Origin of the sequence: Fluviispira sanaruensis, assembly GCF_004295685.1 — a bacterium.
Classification (GTDB): domain Bacteria; phylum Bdellovibrionota_B; class Oligoflexia; order Silvanigrellales; family Silvanigrellaceae; genus Silvanigrella; species Silvanigrella sanaruensis.
Genome location: NZ_AP019368.1, coordinates 3002049 through 3023409, shown reverse-complemented (window position 1 = coordinate 3023409; position 21361 = coordinate 3002049). Strand labels below are relative to the sequence as shown.

General features: G+C 31.9%; 19 protein-coding genes. 11 read left to right on the top strand and 8 right to left on the bottom strand.

Going from position 1 to position 21361, the window contains the following annotated elements:
- The first annotated feature begins 76 nt into the window (after positions 1-76).
- Positions 77-1285, top strand: coding sequence for a tetratricopeptide repeat protein (locus EZS29_RS12690; protein ID WP_130611358.1), 1209 nt, complete (start codon positions 77-79; stop codon positions 1283-1285).
- Positions 1286-1306: 21 nt separating this feature from the next.
- Positions 1307-2038 carry a hypothetical protein gene (locus EZS29_RS12685; RefSeq protein ID WP_130611355.1) on the top strand — a complete coding sequence of 244 codons (732 nt, stop codon included), beginning with the start codon at positions 1307-1309 and terminating at the stop codon, positions 2036-2038.
- Here the strand turns inward: EZS29_RS12685 and EZS29_RS12680 are convergent.
- Entirely contained in the window at positions 2028-3941 is a 1914-nt protein-coding gene (locus EZS29_RS12680; RefSeq protein WP_130611352.1) for a glycoside hydrolase, read from the bottom strand. The two genes, EZS29_RS12685 and EZS29_RS12680, sit on opposite strands and share 11 nt — an antisense overlap.
- 160 nt (positions 3942-4101) lie before the next feature.
- Here EZS29_RS12680 and EZS29_RS12675 point away from each other — a divergent pair, with 160 nt between their 5' ends.
- Both EZS29_RS12675 and EZS29_RS15765 read left to right on the top strand, forming a co-directional pair.
- Positions 4102-4365, top strand: coding sequence for a class I SAM-dependent methyltransferase (locus tag EZS29_RS12675; protein WP_130611349.1), 264 nt, complete (start codon positions 4102-4104; stop codon positions 4363-4365).
- On the top strand, positions 4320-4703 hold the full coding sequence (locus EZS29_RS15765) for a hypothetical protein (RefSeq protein WP_172603944.1): 384 nt from the start codon (positions 4320-4322) through the stop codon (positions 4701-4703). The genes EZS29_RS12675 and EZS29_RS15765 overlap by 46 nt, the downstream gene beginning before the upstream one ends.
- On the opposite strand, the gene EZS29_RS12670 is transcribed toward EZS29_RS15765, so the two are convergent.
- The 4 genes from EZS29_RS12670 to EZS29_RS12655 form a co-directional block, all read right to left on the bottom strand.
- A complete protein-coding gene (locus EZS29_RS12670) occupies positions 4661-5971 on the bottom strand; it encodes a 3-oxoacyl-ACP synthase III family protein (protein WP_172603943.1) in 1311 nt (436 codons plus the stop codon). The two genes, EZS29_RS15765 and EZS29_RS12670, sit on opposite strands and share 43 nt — an antisense overlap.
- Before the next feature lie 82 nt (positions 5972-6053).
- Positions 6054-6836: a lysophospholipid acyltransferase family protein gene (locus tag EZS29_RS12665; RefSeq protein WP_130611343.1), complete on the bottom strand. Its 783-nt coding sequence runs from the start codon at positions 6834-6836 to the stop codon at positions 6054-6056.
- A gap of 5 nt (positions 6837-6841) precedes the next feature.
- Positions 6842-7657: a GNAT family N-acetyltransferase gene (locus tag EZS29_RS12660; protein ID WP_130611340.1), complete on the bottom strand. Its 816-nt coding sequence runs from the start codon at positions 7655-7657 to the stop codon at positions 6842-6844.
- 25 nt (positions 7658-7682) lie between these two features.
- Complete coding sequence (locus EZS29_RS12655; protein WP_130611337.1) at positions 7683-8861, bottom strand: ATP-grasp domain-containing protein; 1179 nt, start codon at positions 8859-8861, stop codon at positions 7683-7685.
- A 775-nt stretch (positions 8862-9636) separates the two neighbouring features.
- On the opposite strand from EZS29_RS12655, the gene EZS29_RS12650 reads away from it, so the two are divergent.
- From EZS29_RS12650 to EZS29_RS12620, 7 genes are all read left to right on the top strand, one after another.
- Positions 9637-10131 (top strand): YHS domain-containing (seleno)protein, encoded by a 495-nt coding sequence (locus EZS29_RS12650; protein ID WP_130611333.1) that lies wholly within the window; start codon positions 9637-9639, stop codon positions 10129-10131.
- Positions 10132-10133: 2 nt separating this feature from the next.
- Positions 10134-10523 (top strand): DoxX family protein, encoded by a 390-nt coding sequence (locus EZS29_RS12645; RefSeq protein ID WP_130611330.1) that lies wholly within the window; start codon positions 10134-10136, stop codon positions 10521-10523.
- A gap of 18 nt (positions 10524-10541) precedes the next feature.
- Positions 10542-12176, top strand: a complete 1635-nt coding sequence (locus EZS29_RS12640) for a pyridoxal-dependent decarboxylase (RefSeq protein ID WP_130611327.1) — start codon at positions 10542-10544, stop codon at positions 12174-12176.
- A 128-nt stretch (positions 12177-12304) separates the two neighbouring features.
- Entirely contained in the window at positions 12305-13342 is a 1038-nt protein-coding gene (locus tag EZS29_RS12635) for a methyltransferase (protein WP_172603941.1), read from the top strand.
- Positions 13343-13496: 154 nt separating this feature from the next.
- The gene (gene bioB / locus EZS29_RS12630; protein ID WP_130611321.1) at positions 13497-14543 is read left to right on the top strand and encodes a biotin synthase BioB; all 1047 of its coding nucleotides are present in this window, start codon (positions 13497-13499) and stop codon (positions 14541-14543) included.
- A complete protein-coding gene (locus EZS29_RS12625; RefSeq protein ID WP_172603940.1) occupies positions 14533-15723 on the top strand; it encodes an aminotransferase class I/II-fold pyridoxal phosphate-dependent enzyme in 1191 nt (396 codons plus the stop codon). Before bioB ends, EZS29_RS12625 begins: the two co-directional genes overlap by 11 nt.
- Before the next feature lie 18 nt (positions 15724-15741).
- Positions 15742-17934, top strand: coding sequence for an aminotransferase class III-fold pyridoxal phosphate-dependent enzyme (locus tag EZS29_RS12620; protein ID WP_130611315.1), 2193 nt, complete (start codon positions 15742-15744; stop codon positions 17932-17934).
- On the opposite strand, the gene EZS29_RS12615 is transcribed toward EZS29_RS12620, so the two are convergent.
- The 3 genes from EZS29_RS12615 to EZS29_RS12605 are packed head-to-tail and all read right to left on the bottom strand — an operon-like array spanning position 17931 to position 20831.
- Positions 17931-18608, bottom strand: coding sequence for a GNAT family N-acetyltransferase (locus tag EZS29_RS12615; protein ID WP_130611312.1), 678 nt, complete (start codon positions 18606-18608; stop codon positions 17931-17933). The genes EZS29_RS12620 and EZS29_RS12615 overlap by 4 nt on opposite strands.
- A gap of 1 nt (position 18609) precedes the next feature.
- The gene (locus tag EZS29_RS12610; RefSeq protein WP_172603939.1) at positions 18610-20010 is read right to left on the bottom strand and encodes a pyridoxal phosphate-dependent decarboxylase family protein; all 1401 of its coding nucleotides are present in this window, start codon (positions 20008-20010) and stop codon (positions 18610-18612) included.
- A gap of 23 nt (positions 20011-20033) precedes the next feature.
- Positions 20034-20831, bottom strand: coding sequence for a 2OG-Fe(II) oxygenase (locus EZS29_RS12605; protein ID WP_130611306.1), 798 nt, complete (start codon positions 20829-20831; stop codon positions 20034-20036).
- Positions 20832-21361: the final 530 nt, after the last annotated feature.

Genomic DNA, 21361 nt, shown 5'->3' with positions numbered 1-21361 from the left:
ATATTTTTTCCTTGGAAATCAGAATCTTAAGAGTTCTTTTGAGACTGCAAAATGCTTCGCGTGGAGGCTATTTGGAGTGGAACATACTGATCTCTTTAAGATGTTTGGCTTAAGTGAACCAACCCCATTTAGCACGGATCTTTCTATTCATGTGGGTGAAGCCCATAATGAAATTCGTCTGATTATAAAGCACCATTTGCAGAAGCTTGGTTTTTCCAATGTCAAAACAGATAGGGATGGTCACGCCTCTTTAGCGGAATTACGCGTAAAACCTGTTCATATTGCCATTGAAGGCGATGATCTTGAGTTTGTCAATGGTTACGATATGCTCAAAGAATTGAGTGAAGATCACAATTGTTATCGACCTGCTTTTGTCCTTATTTCCAAGGCCTTAAATAAAGGTGAATTGATGTATGCGCTTGAAGTGGGTATGGATGATCTGCTTGTGCGTCCCATTTCACAAGGCGATCTCATGCCAAAAATCCGCAGCGCTTATAACGCTTTTATCAATCCCAAAAATCCAGAACGAATTTATGAATTTGCAAAATCTAAAATGCGCGACAAAGAATATGACGAAGCCTTAAAAGTCTATCAAGAATTGTTCAAAGTTTCACACAAAGCCGCCCGCCCTCCAGTAGGTATGGCACGGATTCTCTTAATAAAAAAACAATTAGAAGAGGCTTTAAAGTTTGCCTCCCTCGGCATTGAACGAAACGAAAACTATGTTCATGCCTATGTTGTCCGCGCTGAAATTTACGCAAGTATGAATGAAAATGAAAAATCTCTAGAAGATTTAAAAAAAGCTGTGGCTGTCAGCCCGCTCAATATCGTGCGTTATGAAAGCTGCACTGAAATGCTCTTGAAACAGAATAAAATTGAAGAATGTATTCAAATTTTAAGCATAGCAACCGGCGCAGGCTTAAAACATCCTTATATTATTGAACGGTTGGGGTTTTGTTATTTTTCAAAAAAAGACTATGTCAATGCGTTAAAACTTTTGAAAGAAGCTGTGCACCTTGATCCTGAGAATGTGAGTTATGCAAATTCTTTGGCTATTTGTTACCGCGATTCCAAGGATTATGAAAAAGGGGTGCAAACTTATAATCAAATTTTAAAGAAACATCCCGATAATCATCTTGTGCTTTTTAATAAGGCAGTGACTTTGATACTGTGGGAAAAAAAGGATGAAGCCATTAAAGTCTTGCGACGCGTTGTGAAAATTGATCCCAAATATACGAAAGCTAAGGATAAATTAACAGAATTAGGCGCAAGTTTTGAAGAATGATTTCAGTTACGGAGATCCCTAATGGAAAAAGAACTTCCCTTTACAAATGCGAAAAGTCCTGAAAATATGCTTGTGCAATTGCTCTTTCATTTTTCAGTTTTAATGGAATATCAATTGATAGATTTACAAGCAAATGTTCGTGCCTTTGTTGAAGCCATGTCCACTGCTATTCAACAAATGGATAATTTAGTTGTGCAAGAAGGACGTTCTGCTCAAGAGATATTCGAAAGTTTATTTAATAAATCGACCCACAACGAAGCTGCTACCTTAAATACCCGTGCAAACTCACGCGCGGACGATATTTTTGCTGAAGCAGCGGCTCAAGCCAATCCCGCTTTATTGCCTCCTGCAATCAGAGATGCGGTGGAAAAAGATGCAGAAGCAAAAGGAATAGATAACAATTCAAGTTCCAATGCTTATGATCACATTTGGTCTGATATTTCTAAACGCATGGAAAGTGTTTGTCGACTCGAAGAGAGACTTCGTCCACAAGTGTATACAATGATTCAATCTCTTAATTTCGAAGATATTCAAACCCAAAGAATAGAACATGCTTTAGGTGCACAAAAGAAAATCAACGAAGGTCTTATGAAGTTTTTAAACAAGGGAATTCAAAATTGTGATTTACAAGAAGTTTTAGAATTTGCTACGAAATTGATAAAAGACACCCGAGCTTCATATACTATGTCGGAAGAAAGACAGGTCTTCGATCAGGTCTTTTATGAAGGGAAAAAAGAAAAGGTTAAGGGGTAAATATTTCTTTTTTATCTTCTTTTAACCAGATTAATAGAATACTTTTTTTAGGTATATCTTTATAATTTTCATCCGAAAAATTTGCAGTTAATTGCACTTCATCTCCAAATTGTGTTCTTTGAATCAATTTATCCTCAGTCAGCCATGCAAAATGAGTTAGAGGCAAAGTAGCAATTTTTTTGTGCAGCGGGGAGAAAAAAACATTAAGTTTTTTAAGCAGTTCTTCGTGCACCTTTACCATTTGAGTATCAAGAGCCCAATTAGTCGGTATACCATAAAGTAATTCTAACAATAATCGATCCTTTATTACATTTTTAAATTTTGTTATTGGAATTTCCCAGCGATCCGTCGTTATAATACTTTCATGAAATGCAGCTTGGAATAGTGGTATTCTATAAATAGAATTGAATTTAGTTTTTTTATATTCGGCAGGAGCATTGATTGATTTAAAGAAAAAACTTGGTCGTTCAGTTGGATACCATGCACCATATTGTTGTTTATTACGGGTTAAGTTCCAATGCGGGCCATTAAAGACAGAAGTGTTGCCATGGGCAAATGCTAAAGAGGGGACAAATAAATAAACAGCTGTTTCTGAACCAAGAACAAGTTTTTTATCATCTGAAATTAATTTCATACGAGCTATGCGATTATTTAAATCTGTTTCTATATTCATTGGATGTATAGGTGAATAATCATCATGTAAAGTGCCCGTGGCATCGACATCTAAGAAATAACTATTTATTCCAGTTTCTACAAATTTATTTAAACGATCCTTTAAGTCTTTATTTGAAGGGTTTTGCAAAGCAAAATATTGAGAACTTGCTTCATAACCACGATTTTGAAAACCTTTTATAGGCTCTCCTGTTTTGTCTATAACAGCAGCAATCGGCCAGGCATTTGGGAAAATTGATAAATAAGTATCTGCAGTCTCTGGGTTTTGAATGTTTTCCCAAGTGTCATAAGGGCCGACAAGAAAGCCAAAATCCTGAGCAGTTTGAATATAATCTTTAGAGATTTTATATTTGTCTTTTTCCCCTTCATCGGTGCCTATCCACATTTTTTCAATACCCAATTTATTTAAAGCATTTAAAAATTTAACAGTTCTCCCAGTGCCCCATACATAAGTGTGCATAGCTCCATAAAGTCTATTAATATTCGGATTGAGTTTTTCTTTATCGGTAAGTGTTATGAATTGAGATTTTTGTATTAATTGTTTTTTAAAGAGCAGGCTTGGATAAATTGGGTTTGTTGTTTTGTTATAATTAATTGTGATTTCATAAGTTGGGAAGTTATCTATTTTTCTAAATTCATGGCTTTGAACTACATACATTCTATTATACTGATTTTTAATATTAAGTGTATTATTTAAGCTTTTTGCAGAAATGTAAGATATAATTTTATTATCTGTTTGGATACCAAAAAGAGGTAGGGTCAACGCGTACGCCATTGGATATTCTGAAGCATCATATTTCTGAATAGAATTTTGCCAAAACAGGCTTTGTACAGGGATAAGCAGGCCTTCACCATCAGGAATGATTAAATTCTTAGAGTTTTTAACTGTGATGGTATTGGGCCACTCTAAAACCTGTTCTTTATTTGTGTCAAATTTAAATATCAGATCGTCGCCTTTAAGAGTAACTGACACAGATAATTGTTTTGCTGGAAAGACCCACTGTGCAGACGTGCTATTAATGGTTAAATCTGCAATCTCTCCAAGATCTTTTTGCAAAGTAGAAGTAAGAGTGTTTTTTTCGTGCAAATTCGTATAAGTCACTTCTAAGTTTTCTGGGTTTATATCTACATCCCAATTTTGCAGATGAAATTGTATTTTTTTATCTTGCGCAAAAAGAAAGGTATGTGATAGAGTAGCTATGATTAAAGGAATAAAATTTTTAATTTTCATACATAATTCCTAAAAGTAATGATAGGTATTGTGAAAAGAATGTGTTAAATAGATAATCATTCTTCATGCAAAACTATATCTTGTTCTTTTTTATGCGCAAGAAAAACTTGTTGAAGATGAGTATGAATAAAATTTAAATATTTACGGAGATACAAAGGGGATGAAAACAAGCTTAAAAATGAGTGATAATCTTTTAAATAATAATCTTTCATTATGGAATAATTGGGCTAAAATAAATTATAAAACTGCATTTTATGATATTGAAGGTTTTAAAACTAAGAAAAATTCCCTAAAAGAAATTGAGTTAAAAGAGCTTGGCTGCGTTCATGGTAAATCGCTATTGCACTTACAATGTCATTTGGGGCAAGATTCAATTTCATGGGCACATTTAGGAGCAAAAGTAACTGGTATCGATCTTTCTTAGATAAATGGGCCCAAACAATAGTGCATTGCTTAAAGCCGGGCGGAATATTTTATATTGTTGAGTTTCATCCTTTTACCAATATGTTTAATGCAGAGTGGACGGACTTGACTGAAGCTTATTTCGAGGGAGATGTGACGATTTGTTCTGAAGTTAATGGAAGCTATGCTGATTTTAACGAAAAGTTTTCTCATTTGGCTTATGAATGGAGTCATTCTCTTAGTGATATAGTCAACTCTTTAAGGAAAGAAGGCCTTATTCTTGAGTTTTTAAATGAATTTACATATTGCAACTATAATTATTTTCCAAACATATTTCCATGCAATAAACCGATTGTTTGAAATCCTCCTCCAGCAGCTATCCAAATATCTAAAAATTGATACTCTTTATTTTCTTCGTATAATTTGTATTCGCTTGTAAATATTTTTTGCAAAGAATTATATTCATTTTCATCTATGTGCGCGAGCCAGCTTTCATTCATATTATTTGTAGAAGCATCATAGATAGAAATTTCTTCAGCAAAAAAATGAGTTTTAAAGCAAATTCCTTTCTCATCTTTTATAAATGAGAAAAAAGAATTATTATCACACAAAGTTAAAAAACGATTTACGAGATTGTCTTTTGCAGTTTCAGTGCGTGTGTGAAAATAGATCGCTTTTAAAAAAAGCACACGAGTTCTCAGAACGGGCAGAGATGCGCAAACCATATTTCCTACATCGGCCATTAACGTCGGAATATTTGCAGAAATTTCCTTGGGCAATTTTTCTTTTACATCAATCAAAATATTTTTATTGGCTTGATGGATAAAAATTGTGCAAGCAATATTTTTGCATTTTTGCGTGATTAAAAATTCGTTTCTAGTTTTCCAACTATGTTCTATCGCATTCGCGATTGCTTTCACAGTCTGTAAATACATAAATTTAGCATCTGCAAATGAGAGTTTATTGCGTTCAATGTTTTCTAAGGTAACTGGTTCTCTTGATCCGCCAACTGGGATAATAATATTTTGTGCAAGTTCAGATTGGGTTTCTTGATGGACAAAGACGAAGTAATCACATTTTTCATTTTCGTCAGCATTTGTCAAATAAACTCCACCTGCGCCATCAGCAAAAAGTGATTTTGTCCGCAAATCATTTTCGGTGAGCCCTTTATGCTTGAGTTCTGTAGCGACCACAAGAGTATTTTCTTGTGCAGAGATAAAACCGAATGAACTGCGCAGAGCGGAGAGATAGCTTGAGCAGGAACTGGCAATATCGAGACAATGGGTTTTTTTATTGAGTTTAAGTCCCTTATGGACAAATGTTGCAGTCGAAGGAGATGGAAAATCCCCTGAAGTAGTTGCCACAAGCAGCGCAGAGACTGAGCTTATATCGATTGAACTAGCACGAATCGCTTGAATAGCTAAATCACTGGCTGCTTCTGAGCTTAGGGCATAGCGTCTTTCAAAGATCCCAGTGTGCTTGAAGACAGTGTCTGCAATATCTGATGGTGTTTTGTTTTTTGTCGTTAAATTTTCAGCCAGCTTAAGATTATCTATCACGAGACTTGGTAGATAAGCAAAGCTTGATTTTATTCTAACACGTTGTATTTTTTTAGATATTCTTTTCAAGTTGATATATTTCCTTAGATAAAATGACAAAAAGAATTCATAATATTAACAAATTTTATTAAAATGTAAATTATTAATTTTTCTAAGTAATTGGTTTAAAATTCTCTTCAATAACTTTATAGCTCTCTTCAGCTAAGAGGGCCTTAGTCAATTCAGGTCGATTATCTATTCTATCTAAGAACTTGACTTCAACTAAAATACTTTTGCAGGAAAATAATTTTAGCAGATGGCTAAAAAAGCGCATATCTCCATACCAAAAAATTTTATCTTTATTTGTGATATTTATATCTTCACCATTGATTTTTAAATAATTTATGCAGAGAGGCAAGATAGGCGATTGTGCAAGGATCGCAGATTGGAAAAGTGGTTTTTTAAAAACTCTTATCTCTTTTCCATCTGTGCTTGTTGCTTCTGGAAAAAAAGTCACATTGAGACCACTTTTAATCACAGAAGAAATGCTGGTAATTTCTTCATTTAGTCTATGGAAATTTTTTCTATTGACAAATAGGCAGCCACCTAGTCTACAAATCCAGCCTAAAAAAGGTGTTTTTTTGATTTCTAAAGAAGTCACGAAACAGCTTTTGATACATTTGTTGATAATTATGATGTCGAGGTATGATAAATGATTACAAACTATTAAATAATGCTCTGTTTCTTTATCATTTTTATTTTTTATATTGACGCGAATATTTAAAAAAAACAAGAACCAATTTGATAAAAATGAAATTATAAATATCAAAAATTTTCTGGATTTTGCAATACTACATCCTGAAAGAGTGAAGTAAACTATAGTTATGCAGAAATATATGCTAATAGTTATTAAAAATAAAAATAATTTAAAAATAATTCTTAAAATACTAAACATATATTTTATAGATTTCTCATGTATCTATTTTTAAAAAGAGGAGTTAGGTCTTTTAAGTAAAGCATGGTAAAAAAATCGATACATTTAAAACTTTTATCCATTGCCGGTTCTCCATAAACTTTTGCTCCTGCCAAAATATATCCTCTTAACAATGGCGGAAGATAATTTTGATAGTGTGTTCGATCAAACTTTTCTTCATCCACTATTTTTTGCAGTCTATAATGTTCTAATGGGGCTACTATTAAGTCTGCAGAATATACATTTTTTTCTTTGAATAAATCGAGTAAGCCGTGTGCAACAGCAAACGAGTTGGTATAGACACTGCTACAGCCAAAAATAATATCCGCCTTAATTTTATGGCTATATAATATAATACCTTTCCATAATAAATCTTTTAGTGTGCTATTTCTATGAATTGGATTTATACATGCGCGCCCTAACTCCAATTTTTTACCATTAATTTTGTGAAAATCAGATAATTCGAACTCAGTTGATGAATAAAACTTGGGTGATTTGTCATTTGTTATAATTCTATATGTACCACATATATCATTAGTGCTATTTGAGCGAATTATGAGATGATCACAAACGGAATCAAACTCATCAATATCAAAATTAATATTGCTTATGATACCATTTTCCTTGTAAAATACCATATATCTTAATTTAAATATGTCAATTAAGTCTTTTTGAGAATTAGCTGTACTTAAAGTGTATTTTTCTGTCTTAATTTCAATATTTAAATATGGGCTATAATTTGATAAATTTTCCTCAAAAAATTCAGAAAATTTATCACTCAATTTCTTTTTATCAAATTCCACTCTATATCTCCATAAATTACTGTTTTTAGGATGAAATTATAAAATTACCTTTTCGGAAAAAAGTTTTATAACACTCTTGTAAAAATATTTTTAAATTAATATTTGCTTTTATTTCTTCCAGATTTTTAACTTTATAGCCAATTTTAAACAAGATTTTCCATTGAGTAAATAGAACTTGATAAGCATCCTTTAATTTTGTTTGTGCGTCCCAAATATGCGTTGCTTCTGATCCTGCGCCATTGACTTCAATAATTTCAAAATCCATGCCATTCATAAGGGATTGTTTTGATTTATATCTTATATCGAGGCGGCCGAAGTAGAAGTGTGGAATCGTTTTAGCAATATCATCGATCGCCTTTTCAAGTTTATCAGTTTTAAGGTTCTGCCCATTTAAAAAAATAGCACCTTGGCAGTGATTGCCGCATTCTGAAAGTGGGATTATTTGATTTTTTTCAGGAGTAAGAAATAATTTTTCCTTAAATCTTTTGAAATAGACTGAGGCAATGATTTGCGCTCGCTTATCATTTAATATTAATTGACCGAGTTTTGTTTTCCCATCTCCGACAACAAACGGAAATTTTTTATCGGTAATTGAAAATATTTTTCCAAACTTTTCATTTGGATATCTATAATAAAAAATTCCAGCTTCATTCTCATATTGGCTTTTTTTTTGCAGAATAATAGAGAAATTTGCCTGATTAACATAATTCATTAGTTCATCAATATTATGTATAACACGAACAGCATAACCACGCTGGCCAATATCTGGTTTGAGAATAAAAGGATAGTTCAGATTTTTTGATTTAAGAATTTTGAGAATAAGGTTTTTGTTAATTGGTCTTTCAGTTTTATAGGCAGGTAAACAATAAAACTCATTTTTTCTTAGGTGCTTTAAAAAATCCCATTTTGATTCACCTATCAAGCCCCCATTTAATATTTCAGGATTTGCATAAAATGGAATAAATATATTTTTATATTTTATAGATAAATAGATATAAATAGGGATTATTGGTATATAAAAAAACCAAGCGGGCCAAAATTCAAAATAAATCCACTTTTTAAAGGAATAGAAAAAATATTTTCTATTCCAATAAGAGTATAAATATTTTATAATCTTAAAAAGACAAATGCTTATTATGAGAATAATAAAACATGCGAATATGTCAATATTAAATATTTTATCTGTAAAATTTATTGAATGCATAATATAAATACCGCTTTATTATTGCAAAAGTTTTTAATATTCATAAATACTTCTTTTAAGAAATTTAATTTATTTTTTATCATCATGTAATGGATCCTAATTATTAGGCACATAATGAATGTGAATTTTGATACTGCACTGAATTCATTATTGCAAGCCCTGATTAAAGTGAGTGATGATTATAATGGTAAAATCATTTTTCTTTTCAATTTCTTGATTTTTAAATATTTTTCTATAAAATTGATTATTTATTCCTGAATAGACCATCTTTTATATTTCTTACTTAAAAGAAAGAAATATAAAAGATTATATAACGTTACAATCTAAAAAGTTTCAGCAATTGATAGTCTTGAGTTGTATAAATATTATTTTTCAAACGATACAGGATATTTCTTTATAATTATGATTTTATTTATGGTTTTATTAATGTTATTTATGGTTTTATTAATGTTATTGTTCATCTTGACTTATATCTAAATTATTTTGTGTTATATCTTTAATTTAATTATTTTTAGTCATATATTCATATTTTTTGGTTATATACAGTTAAAGAATGGAGCCGGTTTTTTACAGTAAATTTTTGAAAATCTCAAGTAAAAATTAAATTATTCCTCTAATATTACATGTTTTTATTTGGTATAACATGGATCTTTGTTGCTCAACAATCTTTTCATTGACTTCCATTTTCTTGATGATAAGGTGCCAACTTGAATGAGAGTTACTATCATTCATAATGATAATATAAAATATATTTTTCACAAATAAAGGATTTATTATGAAAATATTTATAATAATTATATTGTCTGCATTCAATTCTATTTCTTATGCTGAATCTACAGCTAATTTAGAAAAGAATTCAGCAGCTAATTTAGAAGAGAGTTTAACTGCTAATATTAAGGATGGTGTAATATTAAAAGGTTATGATCCTGTGTCGTATTTTAAAGGATCTAAACCAATCAAAGGTAAACCAGAAATAAAAGTCAATATAAATGGTATTACTTATCTTTTTTCAACTAGCGAAAATAAAATAGAATTTTTAAAAAATCCAAAAAAATATACTCCAGAATATGAAGGTTGGTGTGCAACGGCTGTAGCTGATGGATATAAATTTGATATTCACCCTGAAAACTATAAAATTACGAATGATAGATTATTTTTATTTTATAAAGGTTGGAGAGGAAATGCTAAAACAGATTGGCTAAAAGATGAACCAGGTCAGATTAAAAAAGCGGATGAAAATTGGCCGAAAGTAAGGAATGAAAAGGAATAAAGATGAAATTTATTATATTATTATTAAGAGTGGTTCCAGCGATCATATTACTTCAAACTCTTTATTTTAAATTTACAGGATCACCAGAATCTGTTTTTATTTTCTCAACTTTAAAAGTTGAACCATGGGGAAGAATTTTTGCTGGAGTTGTTGAGCTTATAGCTGCCATTATTTTGCTTATTCCTAAAACTCAATTATTTGGTGCTATCATGAGTCTTGGTATTATGGCAGGCGCAATTTTGAGTCATATATTTATTTTAGGAATCATAGTGCAAAATGATTCAGGATTATTATTTACACTGGCAATTATTGTTTCTATTTGTTCAGCCTTACTTATTTACTTAAAAAAAGCGGAGCTCATAAATATTCTTAAATTGCTTAGGAAAAAATGAGATTATTTGAGGTGTTTTATGCTTGAATATCCTAAGCTTAGCTATAAAAGAACTGTTACTTTAAGAGCAAATTACTTTGAAATTGTTACTTGTGAATGGACTGATGAATGTGTAACTTCAATGCATCATCATGAATGGAGTTCATGTTTTATTTATGTTGAGAAAGGAACATTTCAAGATACTATTAATTTAGGATTAAAAACAGAAATAAATATTTTAGAAACAGGTCAATCAACTACGACTCCAATCGGGGCAAAGCATGAGCTCAAATGTTTAAGTAAAACAGGTAAAACGTTGCATATCTATATTCCAAGTTTTGGAAGAACTGAAAATCCTATTTCTTTAGAGCAGAAAATATTTTCTTCTAAGAATTTAGATTTTAAAGAATTAGATATTGATTCAGAATCAATAAAATGGGAAAAACTTTTATCTGCATTAAATCTTATTCGTGATAATTCAATTACGACTCATTCACCATATTTTATGAATCAACTTTTTTCAGGCATATTACCAGAAATGCTTATATCTGCAAATTTGCTGGCGCAAATGAAAACCACTCTTGCAACGTATGAAGCAAGTCCTATTTTAAATTATATTGAAGAAGAACTTATTAGGAATATCTGTAAGTTATTTGCATGGGAAAGTGATCAGCAAAATGGTATTACTGTGCCTGGTGGAAGTGCCGCGAATTTAATGGCAGTGCATTGTGCTAGACACAAGATAGATCCCAATATTAAGAAGATAGGGATAGGAAATAAAAAATTTAAGCTTTTTGTTTCTAAAGAATCGCATTATTCGTTTGAAAAAGCCTGCGTTATACTTGGTATTGGGACAGAGAATTTAGTTAAGATAGATATTGATGAATTTAAGAAAATGAAAGCATCAGCGCTTGAAAATGCCATTCAAATAGTCCTTGCAAATAATGAAATACCATTGTTGATCTGTGCCACTGCAGGAACGACTGTTTATGGCGCATTTGACCAAATCGATGAAATTGCAAAAATTTCTCAGAAATATAAAATCTGGTTGCATGTGGATGCGGCTTGGGGTGCACCTGTTCTCTTTTCGAAAAATACTAGAAAACTTATGGATGGAATTTCTTTAGCAGACTCTATAACATTTGATGCGCATAAATTGCTTGGTGCAAATTTAACAAGTAGTTTCTTTTTAACTCGTCATGTCAATATTTTAAAAGATGCAAATGATGTCGACAATTGTGATTATTTATTTCATCAAAATGCAAATGGTATTGATAAAGGCCAAATGACTTGGCAATGTGGACGGAAAGGTGAGTTTTTAAGTTTTTGGTCTATTTGGAAAAGTGTTGGAACGAGAGGTTTAGGTGATTTTGTAGATAGACTTTATAAAATTCGTAATGAAGTATTGGAGTATATAAAAGAAAAAGACCGTTTGGAATTATTACATTCTCCAGAATATTTAAATCTTTGTGTTAAAATCAATCCTCCAAATAAAAAATATAGTAATTTTAATTGGTCAAAAATTGTAAGAAATAAATTAATCGATAAAAATTTAGCAATGATTAATTATTCTCAGGATGAAAATGGATTTTTTCTGCGATTTATAATTGCGAATCCATTTTTAGAAAGTTATCATATAAAACAAATGCTTGATTGGTGCTTAGAAATCGAATAATGATATCTTCCTTTTTGTGTATAAAGTTCTAAAGTTACAAATAAAAATATAAAAAAATACTTTACATTATGAAAAAATGAAATATATTTTTGATGTCAACTGATCAACATCATATAAAGGAGATTTTTATGAAAAATAATTCACAAAACTTTTTTGATATGTTTAATGCAAATGATGATTTGAAAATAAATGCACTTCTTTCTGCGAATATTAACTTCAATTGCATTCAGTTAGCTGTTAAATATGATCTGTTTACACATTTGGAAGATGGAATAAACGAACTCAATTCTTTAGCTAAGAAAAATGATTTTATACCGAGTAGACTCTACCGCCTTTTAAAATGTCTTGAAAATATTAATTTGATAAAAGAAACAAGTGATAAAAATTTTTATTTAACTCGGATGGGTGAAAGATTTCTTCCTAATAAAAAAGGGAATTATGCTAATTTAACAAACCTTTGGAGTACCGAATTTTACAAAGCTGCAGAAAATATTGATAAAGCTCTTAGATCAGAAAAAAGTGCTTTTGAATGCACGCATAATGAATCTCTTTATTCATACTTTAATAAATATCCTGAGAGAGCGACGACATTTAATCTTGCAATGCGAGATTTGTCTGAAAATCTAAATAAAAATGCTTTGTACGAGATGGATTTAAGCACTGTTAAATCGATTGCAGATGTTGGTGGTGGTTCAGGAGCTTCTATTAGAAATATGATCACTCAGAATGCGCATTTGCACGGAATATTATTCGATCAGAAAAGTGTTATTGACAGCGCTATGAAAGAAATGGAAGACTTTCAATATAAAAATAGGGTAGAGCTTATTTCGGGAGATTTTTTTAAGCCACTGCCTTTCAAAGTAGATTGTATTGTGCTTTCAAATATTATTCACAATTGGAATGATGAAAAAGCAGTGCAAATATTAACAAATTGTCGAAAGGCATTAAATGAAAGTGGTAAAATTTATTTAATTGAGGCAGCTTTAGAAAGTTCAATTGAACCTTTATTGGCAAGGACAATGGATTTTGCAATGCTTCTTTTGACAGAAGGGAAAGAAAGAACTTTTTCTGAGTTTGAAAAACTATTTCACTTAGCAAATCTTAAGTTTGAGAGTGCTAAAAATGTTTTGAATATGACTTGTCTTATTGAAGTTAAAGAAAAGTGATTCTATCACTTTTCTTCTGATTTCCATTTTCCCAAAAAAATTGCATAATACTCATATTCCTTTAGGCTTTGTTCTATTTGCTTTACAGATTTCATTCTCGAATGTAAGACTATCTCCAGTTCTTTTTGGCGATAATTTTTAGAGGAGATAAGAAATGCAGCATTTAGAACAAGATAAAAGAGAAAATATTCAACAAGAATTCTGTTCGAGCGATGCCAAAGAACTGATTAGTGAAGAATATAATGAAGAGTTATACTTAAAAGCAATAGAATTGTATAAAAAACCCTTTTTACAATTGTTGCAAGATGCAGCCCTTGTTCATAAGGAACATTGGCCAGAAGCAGATATTCAACGCAGCGCTTTGCTCTCGATTAAGACAGGATCTTGTCCAGAAGATTGTTCCTATTGCCCACAAAGTGCACGTTATGAAACAGATATTAAAAAGCATCCATTGATGGAAGTTCAAGATATCGTTGAAAAGGCAAAGGTTGCAAAAGAAAATGGTGCAGAGCGCTTTTGCATGGGGGCTGCCTGGAGAAAGCCGCCAAGAGGTGAGCAGTTTGATCGCGTTCTTGAAGCTATTCGTGAAGTCAAAGCGCTTGGGATGGAAGCGTGTGTCACATTAGGATTGCTAAACGATGAGCAAAGTCGAAAATTAAAAGAAGCGGGTTTGGATTATTACAATCATAATGTCGATACATCAAAAGATTATTATTCAAAAATAATTACGACAAGAAAATTTAAAGATCGGGTTGAAACACTCAGAAATTTGAGAAGAAATGATATAAATATCTGTTGTGGTGGTATATTAGGAATGGGAGAAAGTTCTGAGGATAGAATGAAACTCGTCGCTTTTTTAGCAACAATGGACCCGCAGCCAGAAAGTATTCCTATCAATTTCCTAGTTAAATTTGATGGAACTCCCTTAGAGAATCAAGAGGATGTCGATGTTCTTGATTTTGTCAGAACCATTGCTGTGGCTCGTATTCTTATTCCCAAAGCACGATTACGTCTTTCTGCAGGAAGAATGAATTTGAGCAGAGAAGCACAAATTTTATGCTTAGCAGCGGGCGCTAACTCTATTTTCAGCGGTGATATTTTATTAACTTCTCCGCTTCCGGGTTATTCATTCGATAATAAACTTATCGATGATGTCACAAAGCCGCTCAATCTTTTAAATGAAAAAGAATATGTCAACTGAGTATTTAAATAAAATATGGCAGAGTACGAACTCTGCCTTAATAGATCAGCATAATTATAGAAAACCAATTCGCTATTATAAAAACAAAAGTGAACAAAAGATTAATATTGATTTTTCGACAAATGATTACTTAGGTATGCGCTTTGATCCTCGGGTTATAGACGCTGGCTATCAAGCTGCTCAAGATAATGGGGCAGGCTCGGGTTCTTCGAGGATGGTAATAGAAACCGATGCGAATCTTCTTGAATTAGAGAATTATTTTTCTAAATGTCTTAGATTAGAACATTCACTGTATTTTTCTTCCGGATTTATGGCGAATTTAGCATTATTTGATGCTATTTCTCCATATTCTTTTGAGGAAAATATAATATCGCAAGAATTATTTGTTGATCATCGCTGTCATGCCAGTATTTATTTGGGTTTTCGTAATGCTAAAATACCAACGACGATTTTTCGCCATATGGATTTTAAAAATTTAGCGCAAAAATTGAAAAATTCATCTGCAAGCGCAAAAATTATTGTGATAGAATCTCTATTTTCAATGGACGGAGATGTTTTTTCTGCGACAGAATTGGCAGAGATTTGTGCAAAGTACAATGCCTTTATAATTATTGATGAAACTCATTCAATTGGTGTCTTGCCATCAGGGAGTTATTTAGCTGCAAATTATTTTTTAAAGAAATATGTGATTGCTATCGTTGCTGGTTGTGGAAAAGCATTAGGGGTTTCTGGTGGTTTTATTGCAACCGATTATTCTGCATTAAAGCAGAGAGTTATGCAAAAATCTAAAGCTTTAATATATTCAACTGCAGCTACACCATTTGCAGTTGGTGCTTTACTTCAATCACTTAAAATTATATTTAGTGAAGAGGGTCAATTAAAAAGAGATAAATTATATGGAAATATAAATTATTTTAAAAATAGAATATCTTTATTACACAAAAATAAAATATGTCAGAATATATATGAGTTAAATAATCATTGTTCTCATATAATTCCTTTGATTGTAGGTGACAATGCCGTTGTGCTAAAAATGGTTCAATCTTTATTAGAGCGAGGAATTTTAGTCAAAGAAATTCGTCCTCCCTCTGTCCCGCGTGGGACAGCAAGGTTAAGAGTTATATTAAGAAGCGATCATTCAAAAAAAGATATAGATGATTTATTTGAGAATATATTCTAAGTTTTTTAAGGAAGAATTATGTTAACAAAATATCCTGCATTTTATGTTATGGGTGCAAATACTGATATAGGTAAAACTTTATTTTCCGCAGGTCTTTGTTCAGCGGCAGCGCATGAGCATGTTAAAACGCTTTATATAAAACCAATTCAAACTGGTTTTCCAAAAGATTCTGATTCGTCATTCGTAAAAAAATACAATCCATCTGAAATAGTGAATGCAAAAACTCTTTTTTCATTATCGGAACCGGTCTCACCCCATCGTGCATTATCCGGAGACTTATTCTTAGAAAATTTTGAAGAGAAAATTTTAAATATTATAAACGATGAAATTAAACAAAATCAAGCGCATTTTATCTTAATTGAAGGTGCGGGAGGGGTTGCTTCGCCATCCTTATCAGGCAAACTTCAATGTGATTTTTATCGCCCGCTAAGATTGCCTGTTATTTTTATTGCTGATGCAAAATTAGGTGGAATTTCATGCACAATAAGTTCAATTTCATTGCTTGAAAGCCGGGGCTACAATGTTACATGTATTCTTCTTTTTTCAGGGGAACATGAGAATGCGCAATTTCTAAAGAAATATTATAATGAAAAGTACCCTGTTTTTGAGCTAAAAAGTCTACAAAATATTGAGAACAATAGGCAAAGTGAGAAAAATTCACAAGATCTTGAAAATTGGTTCGATATTAATTTAAATGAATTTCTAACTGTATTTAGTTTTCTTTCAAACTATCATTTGAGTAGAATTCAAGTCATTGACGAGTATATAGATATTGCAAATAAGCATATTTGGTGGCCATTTACACAGCATAAAAATATAAAGGGTGCTAAATATATAGAAAGTGCTTTTAATGACAATATACATTTTTTAAAATTACAACAAGAAGGTAATAATAATTTATTATCGCAAATTTCTTATGATGCATCTGCAAGTTGGTGGACGCAGGGTATTGGCCATGGGTCAGTAAAGTTGGCACAAGCAGCAGTGCATGCGGCAGGTCGATATGGACACGTTATGTTTCCTGGAAATGTCCATGAACCCGTAGCTAAACTCACTCATAAATTAATCAATACTGTTGGTAAAGGATGGGCGAATCGGGTTTTCTATTCAGATAATGGTTCGAGTGCGGTTGAAATTGCTTTAAAAATTGCATTTAGAAAATCTATCGGACTGCCTAATGACAATAAAAAAATCGAAGTTTTCGTTATAGGTTTAAAAGATTCATACCATGGCGATACCAATGCCTCCATGAATGCAACAAATCCAAATATATTTAAAAACAATGAACATTGGTATACACCAAAAGGAATTTGGTTAGATTATCCGTGTATATCACTCAAAAATAAAAAATACATTGTGAGCCTTCCGAAGGCAATTTCTGTTGAATCTACTTTTACGATGCCATTCCAATCTCTGGGATCATTTTTCGATGATGAGCGACAAAAAACTCATTTATCTGAAATTTATTCTTCCTATATTCAAACTCAATTAGAAAGTATAGCTGCAGAAAATATTTCAATTGGTGCGCTGCTGATTGAGCCTATTATCCAAGGGGCTGGCGGTATGAAGCTCGTTGATCCTCTCTTTCAAAAACAGCTCGTATCTGCATGTCAAAAAAGAAATATACCTGTCATTATTGATGAGGTATTCACTGGCTTTTGGCGTCTTGGTAAAATAACAGCAGCACAATTATTGAACATAAATCCAGATATAGCGTGCTATGCAAAACTCTTAACGGGCGGTTTACTGCCTATGTCTGTTACTTTAGCGAGTGAAGAGTATTTTTCTTGTTTTTTAGGTGACGACTTGTCTACAGCGCTTTTACACGGACATTCTTATACAGCGACACCCGTTGGTTGTGCTGTGGCATTGGAGGCCATCGATGAAATCCAAGCTTCTTTGCATTACTGTCCTGAAAGAGAAACAATTTGTAATTTATGGAATTATGCCCAAGTAGAAAAAATATCTTGCCTTGAATCAGTAGCCGGAGTTTTTGCTTTTGGCAGTATTTTTGCTGTTGAACTTTTGGATGCAGAAAGCGGATACGCATCGAAACGGGCGAGATCTATCGTCGAAAAATTGCAAGATCTTGATATAGCTATCCGGCCTTTAGGAAATGTAATTTATATTTTAGCTGGCTTTAACTCTTCTAAGAAAAGATTGAATGGTATTTTAAATACTGTTTATGATTTATTAAAAGAAGATTGCTAATTTATAGCAAAAATATCTTTCTCAACTTCTGGAAAATATTCTAAGGGGTAATAATATAAAGCTCCCTCAAAATGTTCTTCCAGATTTTGAAAAGGATAGGAATTGTTGTACGCAAATTTTTTGTATTCAATTGAGTTCAACTCTGAAAATTGGGTGTATTTTTTTAGGAAATTAAGATTATGTATATTGGTTGCCTCACCTATGCAGTGCTGAAATCCTTGTTTTTTAGCCCAATGAGCTCCATGTTTAAAAAGTGCTTTTAATAATCCTTTTTGATGGTGTTCTTCTTTCACAGCGGTCATCCATGTGTGGAGCAAGGTTGCTTTTTTCACCTGTAAAATATGCTCGTGGTTTATGTAAAGTGATTCTAGAAAGTTAAAAATAATTTTAAAATTCTCTGATGAACGAATACTTGGAGAATAATCGTTAAATGCATCTGTTAAAACTCTTACTGCAACAAGCTTTTCTGTAGATTTATCGATTGCTATCCATGACAGTTTTTGCGGGAAAGCATGTATTAATAATCCTTCGACAAATTCTGTTAATTCATGCTCACTGAGTTTTAAATGCTTGCCCATTGGTTCATTTTTAATAAAAACTTTAATTAAACAAGATTTTGCTTGCATAAAATAGTCATCATTTAATAAACAAAAGCGGTAATCTGAATCTTTCATATTACATTTCCTCTTTTAATTTTTCAGCAACTTCTTGGATTTCATTCCAAAATGCTCTTAAATGATCTTCTTGAATATCAATTTGCCCAAATACAATACGGATAGCGACTTGATTATTTATTTTCGTATGGCCTAAAAAGAATTTTCCAGATGCGTTAATATGATCAATAATTTTTAAATTTACTTCGTCTGAAGAACGAAGACGAAAACAAATGAGATTAAAATTTCTTTGGGTGAGTATTTCGTATTCGGCATTGTCTGCTATCCAATTCTCCATTTTTTGCCCAAGAGAGATATGATTCCTTATTATTTCTCGTAATTTATCTGTTCCATACCAGCGGATAACGAACCAAAGCTTGAGTGCACGGAAGCGTCTGCCAAGACCAAGACTCCAATCGCTAAAATTTGTATTCTCCGCATGATGAGTTTCTTTCAAATATTCAGGTGTTTTAACTGAAAATGTTTTGACTAAATTGTTCTTTTCTTTTAGGAAAAATGCAGAGCATTCAAATGAAGTTAAGAGCCATTTATGCGGATTAAACACAAGACTATCAGCAAGTTCATATCCTTTTGCTAGATCTCTTATTTCTGGAAGAATAAGTGCTGCCCCCGCATAGGCGGCATCGATATGGAACCATAAATTATATTTTTTTGTAATTGCGGATATTTTTTCTAAGTCATCGATTGCGGTTGAGCCTGTGGTTCCAAGAGCAGCAACCACTAAAAAGGGTTTAAAACCATTTTTGATATCTTCTTCAATACTGGAAAGAAGAATATCAGTGTTCATTTTCTGATTTTCACAGGTGGGTATTTTTCTTAAATTTTGACTGCCAATTCCAGCTATTTTAATGCCTTTCTCAATAGAAAAATGAGCTTCACTTGAGCAATAGGCAACGAGAGGAGCTATTCCTGTGCCTTTTAAATTGCTGGCATAATCAGTTGCTTTTTCACGTGCGATCAGTGTGGCAATTAAAGTTGAACTTGAAGCAGAGTCTTGGAGGACGCCTGTGAAATCTTTAGGTAAGCCAATAAGATCTCTCAACCATTCCATAACGCTGATCTCAAGTTCGGTTGCCGCTGGGGATGCTGTCCAGTTCATACATTGAACATTTAAAGTTGCAATAAGCATTTCGGCGAGAACAGAGGGAGGGCTGGTTGTACTTGGAAAAAGCCCAAAAAACTTATTGCTTTGCCAGTGCATTAAGCCAGGAAGAATCATTTGTTTGAAATCAGCAAAGAGCGTGGCAAAGCTCTCTGGGTTTTCTGGTGGACTTTTTGGAATTTGTTTATAGATATCTCCAAATTTTATTTTAGGCGAAACAGGTAAGTTATCTTTCAGGGTGCTATATTCTAGAATCCAATCAGAAATAATATTTAAAGCTTTTTTAAAATCTTGTTCCATATGTAAAACTCCTAAAGCAATTTTTAATTCCATAGCATGAGTGGCATGCCGTCTTTATAGCCAATAAATACTTGCATTGTTATTCTTTCTTTACCTTTAAATGCGCAAATAGCGTGAGGCTTTCTACAGTTAAATATAATGAGGTCACCTTTTTTGGGTTTTATTTTAATAGATGGAGGTAATTCGTCGCGCCAGTTTTTTGGAACTTGAGATAAAGGTGTTAAATCGGGAGAATTCCACAATTCAAGTTCACCCCCCTCTTCAGGGGTGTTGAGATAGATATTCGCTGCTAATTGTTTATCGAATGCGGCATACTTTAAAGGAAGAGCATCAAAATGCGGTTGAAGTTCAGATAAGTATGAAAGTGATTCTGAACTTATTCTTCCAATTCCTGTCAACATTTTTTTATTTTGAAAATGCGCAACGGTAGCGCCAGGAACAAAAACTTCATCTAAATTTAAACGTAATTTATCGATAGGAGTAAATGCAGGGTAGCAATGTTTTCTTAATCTTTCTCTGGCTACTTGAGCTTCGCGGTAATATGAATTTATAATCTCTTCATCAGTCGTATTATAAGTTAAATTAAAAGGTATCCCAATACGATTGACTCCATAGTTTTGCAGGACTAATTTATTGTTTTCTATCGTTTCATGAGTATATATTTCTGAATTTTTATCTACTCTGAGTTTATTATAGAGTGAATCACATAGTTCGGGAGCATAAAAATTCTCTACAATGAGTGCTAATGTACCTTTTTGTATTAGGTTTTCAATTGATTTTTGCTTTAATTCTATAGTTTTTTCTATTATTAATTTATCCATATATTCTCCAATTTTATTAAAAATAAAAAGTATTGTCAAAGTAAAAAATGTTTTGAAAAATTATCATAAAAAAATTTCTTGTCAAGATTTTATAATTATTTAATTTTATAGAAGGTAATTATAAAAATTATTATATATAATATTATAAATTTAGAGTTTAAATATGACTTAAAAAATATATAAAGTTTTACAGTTTATTTTGTTTGAGTTAATTAGATATTTTTTTTATTTTTATTAAATATTATTATTTAAATAAAAATTAATTTCATTTATTTTTTGAATTTCTACCTCCCTAAAGATGCTGGAAGAAATTTCTGTTATGTTCAACTTCAGGGAAGAATTGTAATGAATATTTATATAGCACACTCTCGATATGTTCTTGCATATTAGCAAAAGGGAAAAGATCATTGTATTGATAATTTTTGTACCTTTAATTCTTTATTGTCAATATTATAAAGCGAATTTATTACATCTTTTATTATTTTGAGCTCACTTGTTAAAGGTGATTGAGGTAGGTAGTTATCGTAAAA

Excerpts from the sequence above, each read along its gene's own strand:
- EZS29_RS12685 (WP_130611355.1), top strand. The coding sequence starts at position 1,307 with ATGGAAAAAGAACTTCCCTTTACAAATGCGAAAAGTCCTGAAAATATG.
- EZS29_RS12680 (WP_130611352.1), bottom strand. The coding sequence starts at position 3,941 with ATGAAAATTAAAAATTTTATTCCTTTAATCATAGCTACTCTATCACAT.
- EZS29_RS12675 (WP_130611349.1), top strand. The coding sequence starts at position 4,102 with ATGAAAACAAGCTTAAAAATGAGTGATAATCTTTTAAATAATAATCTT.
- EZS29_RS15765 (WP_172603944.1), top strand. The coding sequence starts at position 4,320 with ATGGGCACATTTAGGAGCAAAAGTAACTGGTATCGATCTTTCTTAGAT.
- EZS29_RS12665 (WP_130611343.1), bottom strand. The coding sequence starts at position 6,836 with ATGTTTAGTATTTTAAGAATTATTTTTAAATTATTTTTATTTTTAATA.
- EZS29_RS12655 (WP_130611337.1), bottom strand. The coding sequence starts at position 8,861 with ATGCATTCAATAAATTTTACAGATAAAATATTTAATATTGACATATTC.
- EZS29_RS12650 (WP_130611333.1), top strand. The coding sequence starts at position 9,637 with ATGAAAATATTTATAATAATTATATTGTCTGCATTCAATTCTATTTCT.
- EZS29_RS12645 (WP_130611330.1), top strand. The coding sequence starts at position 10,134 with ATGAAATTTATTATATTATTATTAAGAGTGGTTCCAGCGATCATATTA.
- EZS29_RS12640 (WP_130611327.1), top strand. The coding sequence starts at position 10,542 with ATGCTTGAATATCCTAAGCTTAGCTATAAAAGAACTGTTACTTTAAGA.
- EZS29_RS12635 (WP_172603941.1), top strand. The coding sequence starts at position 12,305 with ATGAAAAATAATTCACAAAACTTTTTTGATATGTTTAATGCAAATGAT.
- bioB (WP_130611321.1), top strand. The coding sequence starts at position 13,497 with ATGCAGCATTTAGAACAAGATAAAAGAGAAAATATTCAACAAGAATTC.
- EZS29_RS12625 (WP_172603940.1), top strand. The coding sequence starts at position 14,533 with ATGTCAACTGAGTATTTAAATAAAATATGGCAGAGTACGAACTCTGCC.
- EZS29_RS12620 (WP_130611315.1), top strand. The coding sequence starts at position 15,742 with ATGTTAACAAAATATCCTGCATTTTATGTTATGGGTGCAAATACTGAT.
- EZS29_RS12615 (WP_130611312.1), bottom strand. The coding sequence starts at position 18,608 with ATGAAAGATTCAGATTACCGCTTTTGTTTATTAAATGATGACTATTTT.
- EZS29_RS12610 (WP_172603939.1), bottom strand. The coding sequence starts at position 20,010 with ATGGAACAAGATTTTAAAAAAGCTTTAAATATTATTTCTGATTGGATT.
- EZS29_RS12605 (WP_130611306.1), bottom strand. The coding sequence starts at position 20,831 with ATGGATAAATTAATAATAGAAAAAACTATAGAATTAAAGCAAAAATCA.